The organism is Candidatus Latescibacterota bacterium (genome assembly GCA_019038625.1).
GTDB lineage: Bacteria > Krumholzibacteriota > Krumholzibacteriia > Krumholzibacteriales > Krumholzibacteriaceae > JAGLYV01.
Genome location: JAHOYU010000188.1, coordinates 1 through 14,887, shown reverse-complemented (window position 1 = coordinate 14,887; position 14,887 = coordinate 1). Strand labels below are relative to the sequence as shown.

18 protein-coding genes are annotated in these 14,887 nt (G+C 50.8%); all 18 read left to right on the top strand.

The window, feature by feature from the left end; translation table 11 throughout:
• Positions 1 to 1,392 (top strand): flagellar filament capping protein FliD (gene fliD / locus KOO63_13285; protein ID MBU8922786.1); only part of this gene is annotated, 1,392 nt, incomplete at its 5' end.
• A 25-nt stretch (positions 1,393 to 1,417) separates the two neighbouring features.
• Entirely contained in the window at positions 1,418 to 1,831 is a 414-nt protein-coding gene (locus tag KOO63_13280; GenBank protein MBU8922785.1) for a flagellar protein FliS, read from the top strand.
• Positions 1,821 to 2,132, top strand: coding sequence for a hypothetical protein (locus tag KOO63_13275; protein MBU8922784.1), 312 nt, complete (start codon positions 1,821 to 1,823; stop codon positions 2,130 to 2,132). Before KOO63_13280 ends, KOO63_13275 begins: the two co-directional genes overlap by 11 nt.
• A 58-nt stretch (positions 2,133 to 2,190) precedes the next feature.
• Positions 2,191 to 2,511 (top strand): flagellar biosynthesis anti-sigma factor FlgM, encoded by a 321-nt coding sequence (gene flgM, locus KOO63_13270; protein ID MBU8922783.1) that lies wholly within the window; start codon positions 2,191 to 2,193, stop codon positions 2,509 to 2,511.
• Positions 2,512 to 2,795: 284 nt separating this feature from the next.
• Complete coding sequence (locus KOO63_13265; GenBank protein MBU8922782.1) at positions 2,796 to 3,869, top strand: hypothetical protein; 1,074 nt, start codon at positions 2,796 to 2,798, stop codon at positions 3,867 to 3,869.
• Entirely contained in the window at positions 3,856 to 4,263 is a 408-nt protein-coding gene (locus tag KOO63_13260; GenBank protein ID MBU8922781.1) for a hypothetical protein, read from the top strand. The genes KOO63_13265 and KOO63_13260 overlap by 14 nt, the downstream gene beginning before the upstream one ends.
• Positions 4,263 to 4,679 carry a flagellar basal body rod protein FlgB gene (gene flgB / locus KOO63_13255; protein ID MBU8922780.1) on the top strand — a complete coding sequence of 139 codons (417 nt, stop codon included), beginning with the start codon at positions 4,263 to 4,265 and terminating at the stop codon, positions 4,677 to 4,679. Before KOO63_13260 ends, flgB begins: the two co-directional genes overlap by 1 nt.
• 28 nt (positions 4,680 to 4,707) lie before the next feature.
• Entirely contained in the window at positions 4,708 to 5,196 is a 489-nt protein-coding gene (flgC, locus tag KOO63_13250; protein ID MBU8922779.1) for a flagellar basal body rod protein FlgC, read from the top strand.
• A 21-nt stretch (positions 5,197 to 5,217) separates the two neighbouring features.
• Positions 5,218 to 5,505 carry a flagellar hook-basal body complex protein FliE gene (gene fliE, locus KOO63_13245; GenBank protein MBU8922778.1) on the top strand — a complete coding sequence of 96 codons (288 nt, stop codon included), beginning with the start codon at positions 5,218 to 5,220 and terminating at the stop codon, positions 5,503 to 5,505.
• Positions 5,506 to 5,568: 63 nt separating this feature from the next.
• Complete coding sequence (gene fliF / locus KOO63_13240; protein MBU8922777.1) at positions 5,569 to 7,050, top strand: flagellar M-ring protein FliF; 1,482 nt, start codon at positions 5,569 to 5,571, stop codon at positions 7,048 to 7,050.
• A gap of 18 nt (positions 7,051 to 7,068) precedes the next feature.
• Positions 7,069 to 8,103 (top strand): flagellar motor switch protein FliG, encoded by a 1,035-nt coding sequence (fliG, locus tag KOO63_13235; protein MBU8922776.1) that lies wholly within the window; start codon positions 7,069 to 7,071, stop codon positions 8,101 to 8,103.
• 13 nt (positions 8,104 to 8,116) lie between these two features.
• Positions 8,117 to 8,800: a hypothetical protein gene (locus tag KOO63_13230; protein ID MBU8922775.1), complete on the top strand. Its 684-nt coding sequence runs from the start codon at positions 8,117 to 8,119 to the stop codon at positions 8,798 to 8,800.
• Complete coding sequence (locus KOO63_13225; protein MBU8922774.1) at positions 8,748 to 10,079, top strand: FliI/YscN family ATPase; 1,332 nt, start codon at positions 8,748 to 8,750, stop codon at positions 10,077 to 10,079. Before KOO63_13230 ends, KOO63_13225 begins: the two co-directional genes overlap by 53 nt.
• 4 nt (positions 10,080 to 10,083) lie before the next feature.
• A complete protein-coding gene (locus KOO63_13220; protein ID MBU8922773.1) occupies positions 10,084 to 10,533 on the top strand; it encodes a hypothetical protein in 450 nt (149 codons plus the stop codon).
• Positions 10,534 to 10,817: 284 nt separating this feature from the next.
• Complete coding sequence (locus tag KOO63_13215; GenBank protein ID MBU8922772.1) at positions 10,818 to 11,348, top strand: hypothetical protein; 531 nt, start codon at positions 10,818 to 10,820, stop codon at positions 11,346 to 11,348.
• Complete coding sequence (locus tag KOO63_13210) at positions 11,345 to 12,931, top strand: flagellar hook-length control protein FliK (protein ID MBU8922771.1); 1,587 nt, start codon at positions 11,345 to 11,347, stop codon at positions 12,929 to 12,931. Before KOO63_13215 ends, KOO63_13210 begins: the two co-directional genes overlap by 4 nt.
• An 11-nt stretch (positions 12,932 to 12,942) precedes the next feature.
• Positions 12,943 to 13,593: a flagellar hook assembly protein FlgD gene (locus KOO63_13205; protein MBU8922770.1), complete on the top strand. Its 651-nt coding sequence runs from the start codon at positions 12,943 to 12,945 to the stop codon at positions 13,591 to 13,593.
• Positions 13,594 to 13,641: 48 nt separating this feature from the next.
• Positions 13,642 to 14,887: flagellar hook-basal body complex protein (locus KOO63_13200; GenBank protein MBU8922769.1), on the top strand; the 1,246-nt coding region annotated here is incomplete at its 3' end.

Below are 14,887 nucleotides of genomic sequence, written 5' to 3'. Positions count from 1 at the left end.
ATCTACACTCTGGGGTCAACGATCGGAGGAGGGACTCCGGTCGAACTGGAAAGCTCGTCCAATACAGTAACCGGCCTTATCGAGAATGTCACTCTGGAACTGAACCAGGCCCAGGCAGACACATCGGTTACTATAGATGTGGCTGTGGATGTAGATGGTATGGTGGAGGACGTGGAAAAATTTGTTAACAGATATTCGGATATTGTAAAATTCTTTAATACTCATTTCCGATTTGATGAGGAAACCGGGTTAGGGGGCGAATTGTTCGGTGAAAATTTCGCCATGCGTCTCAACCAGTCTGTACGTCAGAAAGTCACAGACATAGTTCAGGGTCTGGGTCAGCAGCTTACCAGCCTGGCAGCGCTCGGGGTACGTACGGCGAATGACGGTACGCTCTCCGTAGACGCTTCTCAGCTCAGAACTGCAGTCGAGTCTGATCCGGATTCACTGGTCAATCTGTTTTCCACTTCGGGCTCCACGACGGACTCTGATGTCCAGTTCCTCGTCGCCTCTTCCAAAACGCAGTCGAGCTACCTGTTCGATGAGGATGGATATGAGATTAATATCACCGCAGCGGCATCGAAAGCCATGTTGACGGCTGAATCGATAGTGGACCCATCCGAGTTGTCTCCGCTGGTCATAGATTCTTCGAATGACAGTTTCAGGATTACTCTTGATGACAGAGAATCTACCGTACTTTCAATAGCGTCCGGAAGCTATACATCGGGTGGACAGCTTGCTGCTGCCATAGAGGACGCGATCAACAATGACGATGATCTGAGAGGATCGACGATATCCGTAGAATATATGGATGATGGAGGTGGAAACGGGCATTTCGAATTCACATCACTTCAGTATGGATCGGGATCGGGCATCGAGTTCAGTGCCGTTGAGGAAAATTCTATCTATTCATCGATCGGAGTCACTGCGGGAGTACTAGCGAGAGGCACCAATGTCGCCGGCACGATAAACGGAGAAGAAGCGACTGGCGCCGGCAGGTACCTTGCCGGGGATATCGACAATGAATATACGGCTGGATTACAGGTTCTCGTGACGATAACTGCCGATCAGCTTGCCATCCAGGGTGGAAGCCAGGGGACGGTCAAAGTGACGAAAGGCGTCGCAACAAGGGTCACCGAGTATATCAACGACCTTGTCGAACTTGAAACCGGAGCTATTTCCGCAAAAAAGAATGCTATAGAGACTATAAACGAGACGATGGAAGGCGAGATGGATCATATAAGCGCCAGGATCGAAAAGAAAGAGCGTCGACTGTTCAACCAGTTCGTCCAGCTCGAAACGGCAATAGCCCAGTTCCAGGCGCAGGAGAATTATCTCACCAGTATGATCTCCCAGCTCCAGGGACTCACGAATTACTGGCAGAAGAAATGATAGACCAATGAAGAAAGGCGTTTAGATGGTCATTACTCTGGAAAGGCGGATGGAGGCCCCGGTCGATGCGGTCAACAGATACACAAAGACCAGTATCGAGAGCGCTGATCAGCTGACATTGCTGACTATGCTCTACGACGGGCTATTGAGATTTCTGGGCATCGCCAGGGAAAAATTGCTCAAGGAGGAGAACGCGCATGAACCTTGCATCCGAGCCAGGGATATAGCTCATCATCTGCTTCATTCCACGATCGATGATGGGAGTGAGATATCGACAAATACAAGGTCCTTATGCTTCCATATATACAGGGAGATCATAACAGCCGATATGGAAAAATCTGCCGACCGGATAGAACAGATCATCCCGGTCGCCAAAAGTCTTCGTAATGGATGGGCCGGATTGAAGGAAAAGGAAAGGAACAATTCTGGTGAAAGATAACCTGGTATACATAAATAAGTTGATAGAGGAGATCGAGAAGAAGACAGATGAGGTCGAATTGCATGCTGGCAATCTGGACCTGAATTTGCTGTCCTGTCTTCTGGAAGATCGTTCCGCCTCGATAACAGAGCTTTCGGGGGCGGGGATCGAAAGGTACAGGTTATTAGAGCTTCTTGGTTCTCTACGATCACGGGACGCGATCGTCAGGGCCAGACTCAAGGTGATGAGGTCCGAGTTCAGTAGAAAGATCGAGGACAACAAAAAGACCGATGAGGTCCAGAGAAAATACTCAAGGGTATAGGATTGATGTTGACTCGGCGGATACAGAAAGGCTACCCTGATAAAGGGAGATGCTTAAGATGAAGATAAACAACATAAGACAAGGCAAGGTAAACGACCCGTCCGCCAGCAGGGACGCGGAGAAGAACAGGGAATCCGCTGCCAGAACGGGACCGGGTCAGGGTACCGGTAGTTCCACGAAAGAGGCCAGTGAGGTCTCCGAGACCAGCCGCCTTGTTTCCAGAGCTCGCATAGAAGCTGAAAAGACCGGTGATGTCAGGGCCGACCGGGTGGCAGAAGTGAAGCAGCGTCTGGCTGATGGATACTACGATTCCGATGAAGTCAGGGAAAGTATCGCCAGTCGGCTTGCAGCTCATCTGAAGCAGATAATGGACCGGTGACAAGGTCTCGATCTCTGTATATTTTTCCATGAACATATAAGAACCAGGCTGTTATCGTGTTTCTTTGCATGACGGGACAGTCCACTCCCTTTTCGGATCACCGCTTCTATTCCGGTCAGATGAATGATTATCGATCCATGCTGGATGAAGAATGTGCACCGGTTTTATAATCGGCTTTCGTCAATATTGATATAGGTCGGTTTTTCCATATCACCTCCTTTGGACGAGCTCCCAACACCCCGAATAAAAAGGAAGTTTCAGCGGGAAAGGCGATTTTTCCCTCTGTGGGAAGTAAATTCCTGGTCAAGACGGCAGTTCACGCATGGCATGCTCATTGCGGTGACATCCCTGTGAAAGACAGTGAAAGGAACGATTTGAGAAAGAGTTTTGAAATATTGATCATGCTTGCCGTGCTTGCCGCAGCTTCCCCTGTATCGGGGAATCAGCAGCAGGCCTCAGACGGGTCCATTGCGGAAGTCATCACAAGGGCTTCCGACTGGTATTTCGAAGGCGAGATGACCGAGGAGAAAGCATGGAGGATATTGGACCGCTTCGAATATCAAAGTGGCAGGCTTGATTCTCTCCTGAATCTGTTTATGCCGCTCGATACGATCAGCGGGTTCAAGGGTGATGAGAGGATCTGGCAGATAGCTGAAAGCTATACGGAGATAGGGATGTATGAGGAGGCTTCACTCTGGTGGAAGATCCTCAGGAGAAATGACGAGGGTGGATTGTTCCGGATGGAGAATTACAGAGGTCTTCTCCGTACGGGAGTACAGCTTGCCGACATGGATCTTATTCTTTATCTCCTCGGTAATGTGGAACTCTGGGATTCGTCGATCAAAACAGCGCTCGCTCCTGAACTCCTGGACGCGATGGTGTATCTGTACCTGTCAGACGTCGATGTCCAATGGCTGTATACAAGGTTTATGAGGATCAGAAGGTTTTTCCCGGAATTCGATGCTGGGATCTTCGAGACGAGACTTCTGATCGCGCTGGACAGGGCCGACGAAGCATACTCGCGGATAGATGCCCTGATCAGGAAATTCGACATGGATGAGAACTCTCCTGAACAGGCGATGGCTGTTGTGGAGTTGTGCTTCACTTCGGCGGTCATGTCAAAGAGATTTTCTCTGGCTGCGGAAATCATCACCGAGATCGGTTTGTATGGGTGTGAGAGGCTTGTCGAGAGAGTGAAGGTATGGAACCCGATGATGCTTATGCTGAAGAAAGACCACGAACAGGCGGCGAGCGAATATTCTCGTATATGCGATAGTACCCCGGGTGGCCCGGGAGCCTGTTTCTGGAAGGAATTCATTGTGGATTACAGGGAGACGCTGGCTGATGTCAAAAGATGACAGATTGATTCATTGTTATCAGAAAGAAAAGGACTGCTATCTGCGGATCCTTGAGCTGTCCGTCGAGCTGAAGGGAGCTCTGGAGAGCGGCCGATCGATGCAGGATGTCATAGCTATCCTGAGACGGAAAAACATGATAATGGATGAGATTGATTCCATAGAGAAAACGATAGAGCAGGAAAAGAGAGAATATCTGCATGGCAGATGGCACCCCGGGCAGGTCGAAAGACTTGTTTCGGAATTGTCAGGGATAGTCGAACGACTCCTGTCACTCGAAAGGGAGAACGAGATCCTTTTCAGTTCGTCGAGCCGCAGATTCAGTAACAAGAAAGTATCAGGAGCTGCTGCCGGTTACGCACTGGGCAGATATTCTACAGTCAATGCGGGAGAGTAATGATGATAGGCAAGTATATACTTCCCAGGGTAGGGATCAGGAAACTCGGGAGCGCACTGGACGCGTATTCACTTCGGTTACGGATCACCGCGGAGAATGTAGCGAACGTGAACACTCCCGGATACAGTTCGAGACACGTCACGTTCGAGGACAATCTGAGGAAGGCGAGTAAAAACAGGCTCAAACTGTTTGAAGTGAGACAGCCTCCCGGTAGTATTCCCCTCAGGACCACCGGGAATTCTCCCATCGAGATAAAAGAGACAGGATCGGGATATTTTAACGGAATAAACGATGTAGATATGGAAAAAGAGATGACAGATCTGGCAAAGACATCCCTTACATACAGTTTGGTCGCCAAACTGACCAGAGGGAAGTTTGATGTCCTGAAATCAGCGATATCCGGAAAGATCAGGTAGTTGATCTGTCTGTAAGGAGGAGATTGAGATGCAGGGTACAGGGTTGTTCAGGACGATGAACATCAGCGCTTCGGGACTGTCAGTACAGAGGATGAAGCTGGATGTCATAGCGGAGAACCTGGCGAATATCGAGACGACAAGAACCAGGGATGGAGGGCCATACAAGAGAAAGACAGTATCGATCACTCCGGTGAAGGAGAAAGGCATCTCCTCTCGGGGCATCAATGGTCCTTTCGAATCGTTGCTCGACCAGTCCAGCCGGATCGATATCTCTTCTACCGGAAGATCGATGTATTACAGGCCGGAAGGCAGGATAGTGGAAGACGAGAACACGCCCTATACGCTCAAATACGATCCAGGCCATCCAGATGCTAACACCGATGGTGTAGTGACTATGCCAAATGTAAACGTAATAGACGAGATGGTCGATATGATCACCGCGACAAGGGCATACGAGGCGAATGTGACCGCTATCCAGGCGGCCAAGGACATGTTCCTCAAAGCGATCGAGATATAGGAACCGGAAAGGTAAGAAAAGATGAAGATCAGACCTGTATCGGCCGCAGTCATACGCCAGGCTTACGGCTCCGAAAAAACACCGGGCAAGACCGGGTTCGGGGAGATGCTGAGCAAGATGATAAGCGATACCGATACATTACAGTCGAAGGCTTCGAGCGTGGTCAGCGCGGCTGTCGGCGGCCAGCCGGTAGAGGCGCATAATGTCATGCTGGCGGCTGAGGAAGCCAGACTTGCCTTCGACCTGATGCTCGAAGTGAGAAACAAGATCATGGAAGCATATCGTGAATTGATGCAGATGAGGATGTAGTTCCAGCCCGTATTCTGTACGGGGATGGTAAAGATAACGTAGAAAATGGTCAGGGGGAACGTTTTGGCAGGAATGGATGAGACACTGGGAAGATTCCAGGGAGCATGGGACAGCTTCAGCTTCAGCCAGAAGATCGTACTCTCGGGGATAATACTTGCAGTGATAATCAGTCTGATAGTCTTTACAGCCTGGTTAAGGAAACCGAGTTACTCGGTACTGTTCTCAGACCTCGACATGTCGAGTGCGGGAGAAGTGACACAGGAACTCGAACAGCTTGGAGTCGAGTACAAGGTGACAAGGGGAGGCACCACGGTCCTTGTCACATCAGAAAGGGTAGCCGAACTCAGAGTGAACCTGGCTTCTTCCGGTGTCATGCAGGGTGGACAGACTACATACAAGATCTTCGATGATCAGGATTTCAGCGTCACCGATTTCGTACAGAACGTCAATTACAAGAGAGCGATGGAAGGTGAATTGGCACGGACTATCAGCGGGCTTACCGTGGTCGAGAAGGCCCGTGTCCATCTGGTATTTCCCAAGCAATCCATATTCAAGGGGCAGGGCCAGGAAGCGACCGCGTCTGTTATCGTAAAGCTCAAGAGAGGACAGGTACTCAGCAAGGACCAGATCGTCGGGATAACCAATATTATATCCAATAGTGTCGAAGGTCTCGAGACGGGAAAGGTCTCCATCATCGACCAGACAGGAAGACCTCTTACAAGCAATTCCGGTGATGAAGGAGTCGGTCTGCTCAACGCGCAGATCGAGATCCAGCGTACACTTGAGCAATACCTGTCAGGGAAGGCTCAACAGATGCTTGAGGCCGTACTTGGCGCTGGGCGTGCCGTCGTTCAGGTCAACGCTGACGTGGATTTCAGGGCGGTGGAGACGACACGTGAAGTCTTCGATCCACAGTCCGTTGTGAGGAGCGAAGTGACCTCTGAGGAGAGCAATACCCAGGAAGGCTCGAACAGCGAAAGCGTGCAGACGAATTACGATATAAACAGGACGATCGAGACGATAGTCGAGGGTGGTGGCGGTATCAAGCAATTGACGATCGCCGCTTCTCTGGATGGCCATTATGAGACGGCTGAGGATGGTACTCGTCAGTACAAGCCGCTGACTGGTCAGGAATTGACAGAGCTGGAAGGGATCATAAAGAACGCGGTCGGGTTCGATCCAGGCAGGAACGATGTGATCAATGTAGTCAATTTCCAGTTTCAAAGCCTCGATCTACTCGATACCTCTCTTGATACTCCGATCATGGAATGGCTACCCGGGATAATAGGGAAGGTCGTGACGATCGCGATCCTCGTCCTGTTGTTCCTTCTTTTCCGGAAACATGTCGGAAGTATGTTTGCCGGGGGGGGGGGATTCCGGGCCTTTTCACCGGCGAATGTCCTGAGAGGATCAGGCGGAGCTTCGGGAGCCAACATTGCACCCCTCTCTAATGAACTCTCTCTTGAGGAGAGAACGAGGGAAATTTCACGAAACGATCCGGATCAGGTAGCGAAACTGGTTCAGACATGGATGGCCGAAGACTAGAAAGGGATAATCGGAACGATGAGTATGCAAGCGAATGCCAAGTCGATCGAGAATACAGGTGGTGTAAGGAAGGCCGCCATACTTATGATCTCTCTGGGAGAGGATGTTTCGAGCAAAGTATTCAAAAAACTGCCGGACAAGGAGATCGAAGTCCTGAGCGCGGAGATCACGAAGACCGGGACAGTAAAGGCGGAAGAAAAACAGGGTGTACTGGAACAATTCTATGAGACTATGAGGCTTCAGGGTTACATTTCCCAGGGTGGATTTAACTTTGCCGAGAATGTTCTCAGAAAGGCACTCGGAGACACAAAAACAGAAAGGATGCTGAACCGGGTGATGGGTCTCGGAGATGGGTCCTCCTTCGAGATGCTAAGGAAAGTGGAGCCTCTGACTATCGCGAACTTCCTGAAGAACGAACATCGACAGACCATATCACTGGTTCTGGCCAACCTCGATCCAGCGCTGTCAGGCCAGGTCCTCTCGAAGTTGCCTGAAGATATCCAGTCCGATATCGCTTTTCGGATTGCCACTATGGACAAACCGAATCCGGAAGTACTCAAGTCTATCGAGGAAGTCCTTGAAAAACATATTTCCAGCGAATTTGAGACTACAAGAGGCACGGTCGGTGGTACCAAATCTGTCGCCGACGCTTTAAACGAGATCGATTCTGAACTTTGGATGGAGATTCTGGAGGGAGTAGAGGACATTGATCCGGAGGTGGCCCAGGAGATAAAGAACAAGATGTTTGTGTTCAAGGATATCGAGTTGCTCGACAACAGGAGCGTACAGGAGGTCCTGAAGGAGGTCGAGAGCAAGGAACTGGCTATCGCGTTGAAAGCCGCTACGGACAAGATAAAGGAAATGATCTATTCGAATATGTCCAAACGAGCAGCCGAGGGATTGAGAGAGGAAGTCGAGTATCTTGGTCCGATGAGGCTGGTAGAGGTCGAAGCCATGCAACAGAGAATATCTGATGTAGTAAGACGTCTCGAGGGCGAGGGACGTATAGTAATCGCCGGCAGAGGCGGATCTACATCGGTGATAGTGGAATAGGGAAGGACCGACAGTGACCCTGGAACAAAGTCATACTTCAACCGTTCAGGCAGGACGGGCAGACAGCTTCGAGCTGCTCCCCGGAATGGGAGACCCTGAAGATTTCTCCTACACTTTGGAGGGACAGGAGAGGGCCCGCCGGAAGGAAGAGCAATTCAAGAGAAATATCCAGATCGCGTATGTGAGAGGGATGCAGAAAGGCCTTGATGAAGCGAACTACTGGAAGGAAAAAGCTGTAAGACAGACGTACATACTTGCTGTAAGTGCTGATGAAGCCGGAAAAACACTCTCTTTCGAACTGGAGGAGGAATTGATCGGGCTGGTGAAGGGTATGACGGAGAAGATATTGAAATTCGAACTTTCCAACGACGTTCTGCGATGTCTTGAGGAACAGGTCAGATCCTGTGTGAAGGAACTCGACAGAGCTCTTCCCCTGCGAATCAGGCTCAATCCGGACGACGTGGGGGTCCTGGAGAAGATAATGTCGATTGATCAAGATCTGGCCGAGAGGCTTGCCGAAGTGCGGATGATCCCGGACGGATCGATCGGGAGTGGGGGCTGTGTGATGGAAACGGACAAGGGAGCTCTTCACGCGACTATTGACGGCCAGCTTGAAAAGCTGGTCGAGGCAATGGAGAATGAACATGGGAAATCTGATGACGAGCGGGTTGGCTCGACTCCAGACAACACTGGATAATACTGATCCCGTTTTCCGGAGTGGCAGGCTGGTCGGAATGATCGGACTCGTCGCTGAAGTCGAGGGGATAAATGCTTCAGTCGGCGACATATGTCGAATCGAAACAGGCAGAAGCGAAGGTGAGGTAATAGCGGAAGTCGTAGGATTCCGTGACGACCGTGTCCTTGTGATGCCGTTCAGTCACGCAACGGGTATCGGAGAGGGGAGTATGGTCTTTCCCGCTGGCAAGCCCATGAGTGTGCCTGTTGGTGACGCATTGCTCGGCAGGGTCATCGGAGCTATGGGAGAACCGATCGACAATCTCGGTGAGATTCGTACCGGTGAATGGAGGCGACTTGATAACAATGCGCCATCGCCGCTTGATAGAAGACCGATATCGACGATGATGGAAACCGGCATAAAGGCTATAGATTCTGTCCTGCCGTGTGGCATGGGGCAGAGAATGGGGATCTTTTCCGGAAGTGGTGTGGGAAAAAGCGTCCTTCTTGGTATGATATGCAGAAATGCAATCAGCGATGTCAATGTGATAGCGATGATCGGTGAGAGAGGCCGTGAAGTAAGGGAGTTCATCGATAATATTCTTGGTCCTGAAGGCCTCAGCAGGTCTGTCATCGTCGCTGTGACTTCGGACAGAAGTCCTGTTATGAGGGTGAAGGGTGCGGAGACAGCCATGGCGATAGCCGAATATTTTCGTGATCGTGGACAGAATGTCATGTTCATGATGGATTCGGTCACACGCTATGCGATGGCTCAGAGGGAGATCGGTCTGGCGGTAGGGGAACCTCCGACTTCGCGCGGATACACGCCGTCTGTCTTTGCCAAGTTGCCGGCCCTGCTTGAAAGAGCGGGGAGTGGCACCACAGGCAGCATAACCGGTTTTTACACGGTCCTGGTCGAGGGAGACGATATAAGTGCCGATCCGTTGACAGACGCGATCCGGGCTATCCTTGACGGCCATGTCGTTCTTTCAAGAAGACTCGCCAACATGAATCAGTATCCAGCAATCGATGTGTTACAGAGTATCTCAAGGCTGGCTCCTGTATTTCTTTCACCACAGCAGAAGGAAAGACGCGACAAGGTGATGAAATGGCTGGCGGATTATCGGGAGGCGGAGGACCTTATTAATATCGGAGCGTATGTGACAGGCAGTAATCCATCGATAGATACTGCGATAGAGATGAACGATCAGCTTCGTCAGTTCTTCAGGCAGGAAATATCGGAATCCATATCATTCGCGGAAACAGAATCATCCCTCGCCGGGATAGTCGACGGAGTATGAATGGATGAAGAATCGCGTAAGGAAACTCCGTAAGATCGCAAGATACTTCGAACAGAAGAAACTTCTAAGCGTCGTCGAACTACAGAAAGCCTCTTCCAGGAGGAATATGGAGGAGAACATCCTGGAATCCCTATACTTGAAAAAAAATGAGTTTTTCCTCGAAAGTATTCCTCAGGAGGGAGAACGTCTGAATATTGAGGAGATGAAAAGGTTCAGAGGGGGGAAGGACCACTTCGACAGAAGGATCACTCTTCAGAAATCTTCGGTTCTCACCGCGATAAGGGATGAGCATGGGCGCAGGGAATCGGTCGTCAACGATTCGATCACGCACAAGATATGGGAAAAAGTAGTCTCTTCGAGCGAATCAGATCTCATGAAACATCTTGAAGTAGTGAGGAGCAGGGTCGCGGACGACCTGGCACTCGTGCATGCCTATCAAAACAAGAACAGATGAAGTTTTCGGGGCTGCCCCCCGCATTCTCTTCGTGTATTGGATCCTGACCCGGAGGCGGAAAATATGGTCCGCACACGGGGGTAAAATTTTCCCCGAATCCGTATAATAACCACCCCCCTGTCTGTCGTCACCTTTCCCATAATACTTTAACCTTTTTTATTTCAACCTGTTTGGTACACCGATCCAGCCTTGTCGGTGAGGGAGGTCGCGTGGCATATCACTTGCGCTGATGCTCTCTCGGCAATAGTAATATCGAAACCGAAAATAGAGGGACAGGAACCAGGATGAAAGATGTAATCGCGGTATCGGCTCTCAGTTTTATTCTCATATCGATGGGAGCTCTCTACTCGATGGGATTCATGAGATTCGGGCCTGAGAGTGAACTGGAAATGGAAGCGGTAGTCCCAGTAGATCAGACCACGATCAATCTCGTTCAACTTCAGGCGATAGAGACCCAGAAGATAAATCTCGAGAGGAACAAGGTGGAGATGCTCAGCATCAAGAATGATCTTGAGATGGAGAAGAAGATCATTTCGGATATGAGACTGGAACTCGAGGATTACCTGAGAAGGATGTCGGAGATGTCGGGTGAGATCGACAAGGAATATCAGGAGAAGATCACCAGACTCGCAAAGCTTTATGATTCGATGAAACCGGGCAAGGCGGCTCCGATCGCGGCCTCGATAAAGATGGATCTTCTTGTAAAGATCATAACGGCGATGAAAGAGAAGAAAGCCGCCAAGCTCATGGCTGCTCTTCCTCCCGCCGTGTCGGCTGAGATCAGCCGCAGAATAGGAAAGCGTCCAACGATATGAACGTAGCAGGACAGGGAAGCAGAATAACAGGAAAGACTCTCGATAACGGGGGAGGTCTATTTCGTTCGGGGTCAAAAGTCTCACAAAAATCGGGACTATTTGCCGCGGCCGGATTCATGGACCTTCTTGTCCCTGCCGGGATGGAGATCGATCCTCCGAAAGGGATGACAGGTGAAGTGCCTCTTTTCGGCATAGACACATCGCCCCGCAAGCCGGATGGATCTTCCACGATGATTCCTGTTGCGATAGAAGAGAAGGCCCTGTCAGTAGAAGAACCGGGTGATACCAGTATGGGGAATCATATCGATGGCCTGATAGAGGAAATGGACAGAAACCTCATTGCCGGGACTGATCCTTCTGAACTTCTCGCAAGACTGCTGAATGACGACATGAAGATGCCCGGTGGAATCGCTGTCTCAGACACACTGGATCCTTCAGTAGTGAAGGATGATGATCAGAGGATACCCGAAAGAGTCAAAACTGAGAACAAACCGGGACACAAAACAGGGCACAAACCAGATGAGAATGTCAGCGGTGGTACCGTTCACAGAGGGATAGGTCGGGCGAAGGGTGTCGCGATCAGGGAGCAGGGAATGACCGGGGCAGAGTTCCTTAAGGAAAGAGGTATGCCGGCAGCGACCTTGACGAATCCTGATACCACGGGGGCCACGCTGGAAATGAAATCTGATGATTTCGAAATAGACGTTCTGCCGAGTGTACACCGGGAAGTCAGGGAGATCAGAAAGCCCGAAGGTGCAATAAACGGGAAAGATATGAGTGGGGAAGCTCTGACCGGGAAACTGATCGAGAATTTAAACTCAGCAGCTTCGATACCTCTATCCGGACAATCAATGAGGGAGATGGAGGACTTCAGGCTGAAAGTTGAAAGAGAATCAGTCAGGGCGATCCATTCAAGTGTAGCCCGTGATGAGATGCCTGAACAGGTATCCGCTACGTCGGGGCCCGGTGAAAGTGGCAGCTCGATGCCAGAGTCACCATGGACTTTGAAAGATGAATTCCTCGAGCTGGTGGGAAGATCTGGCGTTGACGAGTTCAGGGCATCGCGGACAGAATCGCGCGAGACTGTTAATGAGATTGCCGCTGTTAGCCATCAGGCCGAGGCAGTGAAGAGTGTCGCGAATGTGAAGAGGGTCGACAGTATCCAGAAGGCACAGATAATGGATACGGCCAGGGATGGATTGATAGAGCAGATAGGAAACGTTGTCTCACGGAACGGCGTTCAGGAGATAAAGATGTTTCTGTCCCCACCCGAACTCGGTGAGATGAAGATCCGGGTCGAGGTCAGGGGAAAGAAGGTAAGGGCTTCGATCCTCGTCGAATCGGTCGCTATCAAGGGCGCTGTCGATGGCGGTACGGGCAGGCTTGCCGATGCGATCATGAACGAAGGATTCGTTCTCGAGAAACTTGACGTTTCGGTCAACGATACTGATAAACATTCGGAATGGAACATGTCCGACGATGATATGTCCGTCGGAGAAACCGCACTCGACAAACCGGTTATAGTCGGCAGGCACGCGGAAACGGTCAGGAACGATTCAGGCGGGATCGACCTGTTGGTCTGAGGAGGAAGATCTTGGATATAAACGGAGTGAATACACAGTCGGCCGGTCGGTCGGCCTTTACCGATCAGGGGGCCATGGGGAAGGACGATTTTCTTCAGCTCCTGGTCGCCCAGATGAGTCATCAGAATCCTATGGAACCGATGGATAACACCGAATTCATAGGCCAGATGACACAGTTCAGTTCTCTCGAACAGCTTGAGAACATCAGCAATGGCATAGATTCGAGTGTGATGCTTACCCAGTCTATGAACAATGCGTTCTCTACCACCCTGATTGGCAGGGAAGTGACCATTCAGGGAGACTTGATCCAGGTGAACGATGGCAGGGCAGGCGCTTGTGGATTCTATGCTCCGACAGCCGGAAATGCGGTCGTTACGATAACAGACTCGACCGGGGAGGAGATAAGGGTATTGACCGCCAGGGCCGACGAAGTCGGGTATGTCGAGATCGAATGGGATCAGGAGGATTTCGAGGGAAATGATGTCGGGGACGGAGAATACTACGTGAGTGTGAAGTTCGAGGGAGACGACGGCTCGGCCGGGGAGATCTCCTCGTTTATTACCGGGAGGGTGACTTCCCTGAGATTCATAGACGGCAACGCTTATCTGACAGTGGCGGGGCGTGAGTACAACCTCGCCCAGATAATCGAGATTTCGGAATAACAGGATAGCGGGTACGGCCTGGAAGGCCGCGTGGAAGGAGAACCGGAGATGCTGAGATCACTATTCGCGGGAGTAACGGGACTGGCGAACCACCAGCTTAAACTCGATGTAATCGGTAACAACATCGCCAATATCAACACATTGGGATTCAAGGCGAGCAGGGTGACTTTCAGGGAGATGCTCACCCAGACTATCAGGGGTGCGTCGAGGCCATCCGAAGGCACCGGTGGAACAAACCCGCAGCAGATCGGGCTGGGATCATCGGTCGGCAGTATAGATACAAATTTTTCGCAGGGTAACATGCAGATAACGGGGATCATGACAGACCTTGCCATCGAGGGTGAGGGGTTCTTCGTGCTGAGTGATGGTTTTAACCAGTTTTACACGAGGGGTGGTAACTTCAGCATGGATGGGGCAGGTTACATGGTGAATCCCGGGAACGGGTATAAGCTCCAGGGGATCATCGCGGACAATTACGGGAATATCCAGCAGGGACAGGGTGTAGAAGATATCATGATCCCGACTTCGTTGATCGTGCCTGCCAGGGCCACGAGCGAGATAGAGATCACGGGGAACCTTCCCGGTACGATCCAGGCACAGGGAACGATATTGAGGACAGCGGATATGTTCATGTCCGCTGCTACTGGAGGGGACATACTTCTCGATCTGTATACCGGGGCCGATGACTATATCGGACTTACTCTTGGAGACCAGATCAATATCTCTGCGACTGTCGGCGGGACAGCAGTAAATAACACACTCAGCGTGACGGAGACGACTTCGTTAAACGATCTGGTCACAATGATCCAGTCGGTCCTGCAGCAGCAAGACGCCTCTGCGGGTGTGAATCTCAATGCTGATGGGACGATAGATATCGCGGCCGGCGCCATGAATATAGAAGTTCTTAATATCTCCGTTGCCAGCAGCTACCAGTTCAACGAGAATTTTCTGTCAAACTTTGATGTCGATGCGGGCGAAATCGGCACTACGAATATTCCATTGAGGGCGCTTGCATCAGAGGATGATCTTCTGACTGAAATCTATGTGAACAATGTTCGACTCCCGATCGATGAGGGGGACTTGGAACTTGACGGGATAATAGGGGGCACTGATCTGGGAGACAGGACCGAGATAGTCGATGCGACTACTACACTTGGGGATTTCCTCGATTGGATGGAAGGTACATATGCAATTAACGGCGGTACGGTCGAGCTCGACAATAGGAGCCGGATCCTTGTTACAGGAGATATCGGTGAGGCCTATGCCATCGGTGGGATCGAGATATCACAAGGAG

Coding starts and splice junctions, on each gene's coding strand:
- KOO63_13225 (MBU8922774.1), top strand. CDS start 8,748: ATGGGAAATCTGATGACGAGCGGGTTGGCTCGACTCCAGACAACACTG.
- KOO63_13210 (MBU8922771.1), top strand. CDS start 11,345: ATGAACGTAGCAGGACAGGGAAGCAGAATAACAGGAAAGACTCTCGAT.
- KOO63_13280 (MBU8922785.1), top strand. CDS start 1,418: ATGGTCATTACTCTGGAAAGGCGGATGGAGGCCCCGGTCGATGCGGTC.
- flgC (MBU8922779.1), top strand. CDS start 4,708: ATGCAGGGTACAGGGTTGTTCAGGACGATGAACATCAGCGCTTCGGGA.
- fliG (MBU8922776.1), top strand. CDS start 7,069: ATGAGTATGCAAGCGAATGCCAAGTCGATCGAGAATACAGGTGGTGTA.
- KOO63_13220 (MBU8922773.1), top strand. CDS start 10,084: ATGAAGAATCGCGTAAGGAAACTCCGTAAGATCGCAAGATACTTCGAA.
- flgB (MBU8922780.1), top strand. CDS start 4,263: ATGATGATAGGCAAGTATATACTTCCCAGGGTAGGGATCAGGAAACTC.
- KOO63_13215 (MBU8922772.1), top strand. CDS start 10,818: ATGAAAGATGTAATCGCGGTATCGGCTCTCAGTTTTATTCTCATATCG.
- fliE (MBU8922778.1), top strand. CDS start 5,218: ATGAAGATCAGACCTGTATCGGCCGCAGTCATACGCCAGGCTTACGGC.
- flgM (MBU8922783.1), top strand. CDS start 2,191: ATGAAGATAAACAACATAAGACAAGGCAAGGTAAACGACCCGTCCGCC.
- KOO63_13260 (MBU8922781.1), top strand. CDS start 3,856: ATGTCAAAAGATGACAGATTGATTCATTGTTATCAGAAAGAAAAGGAC.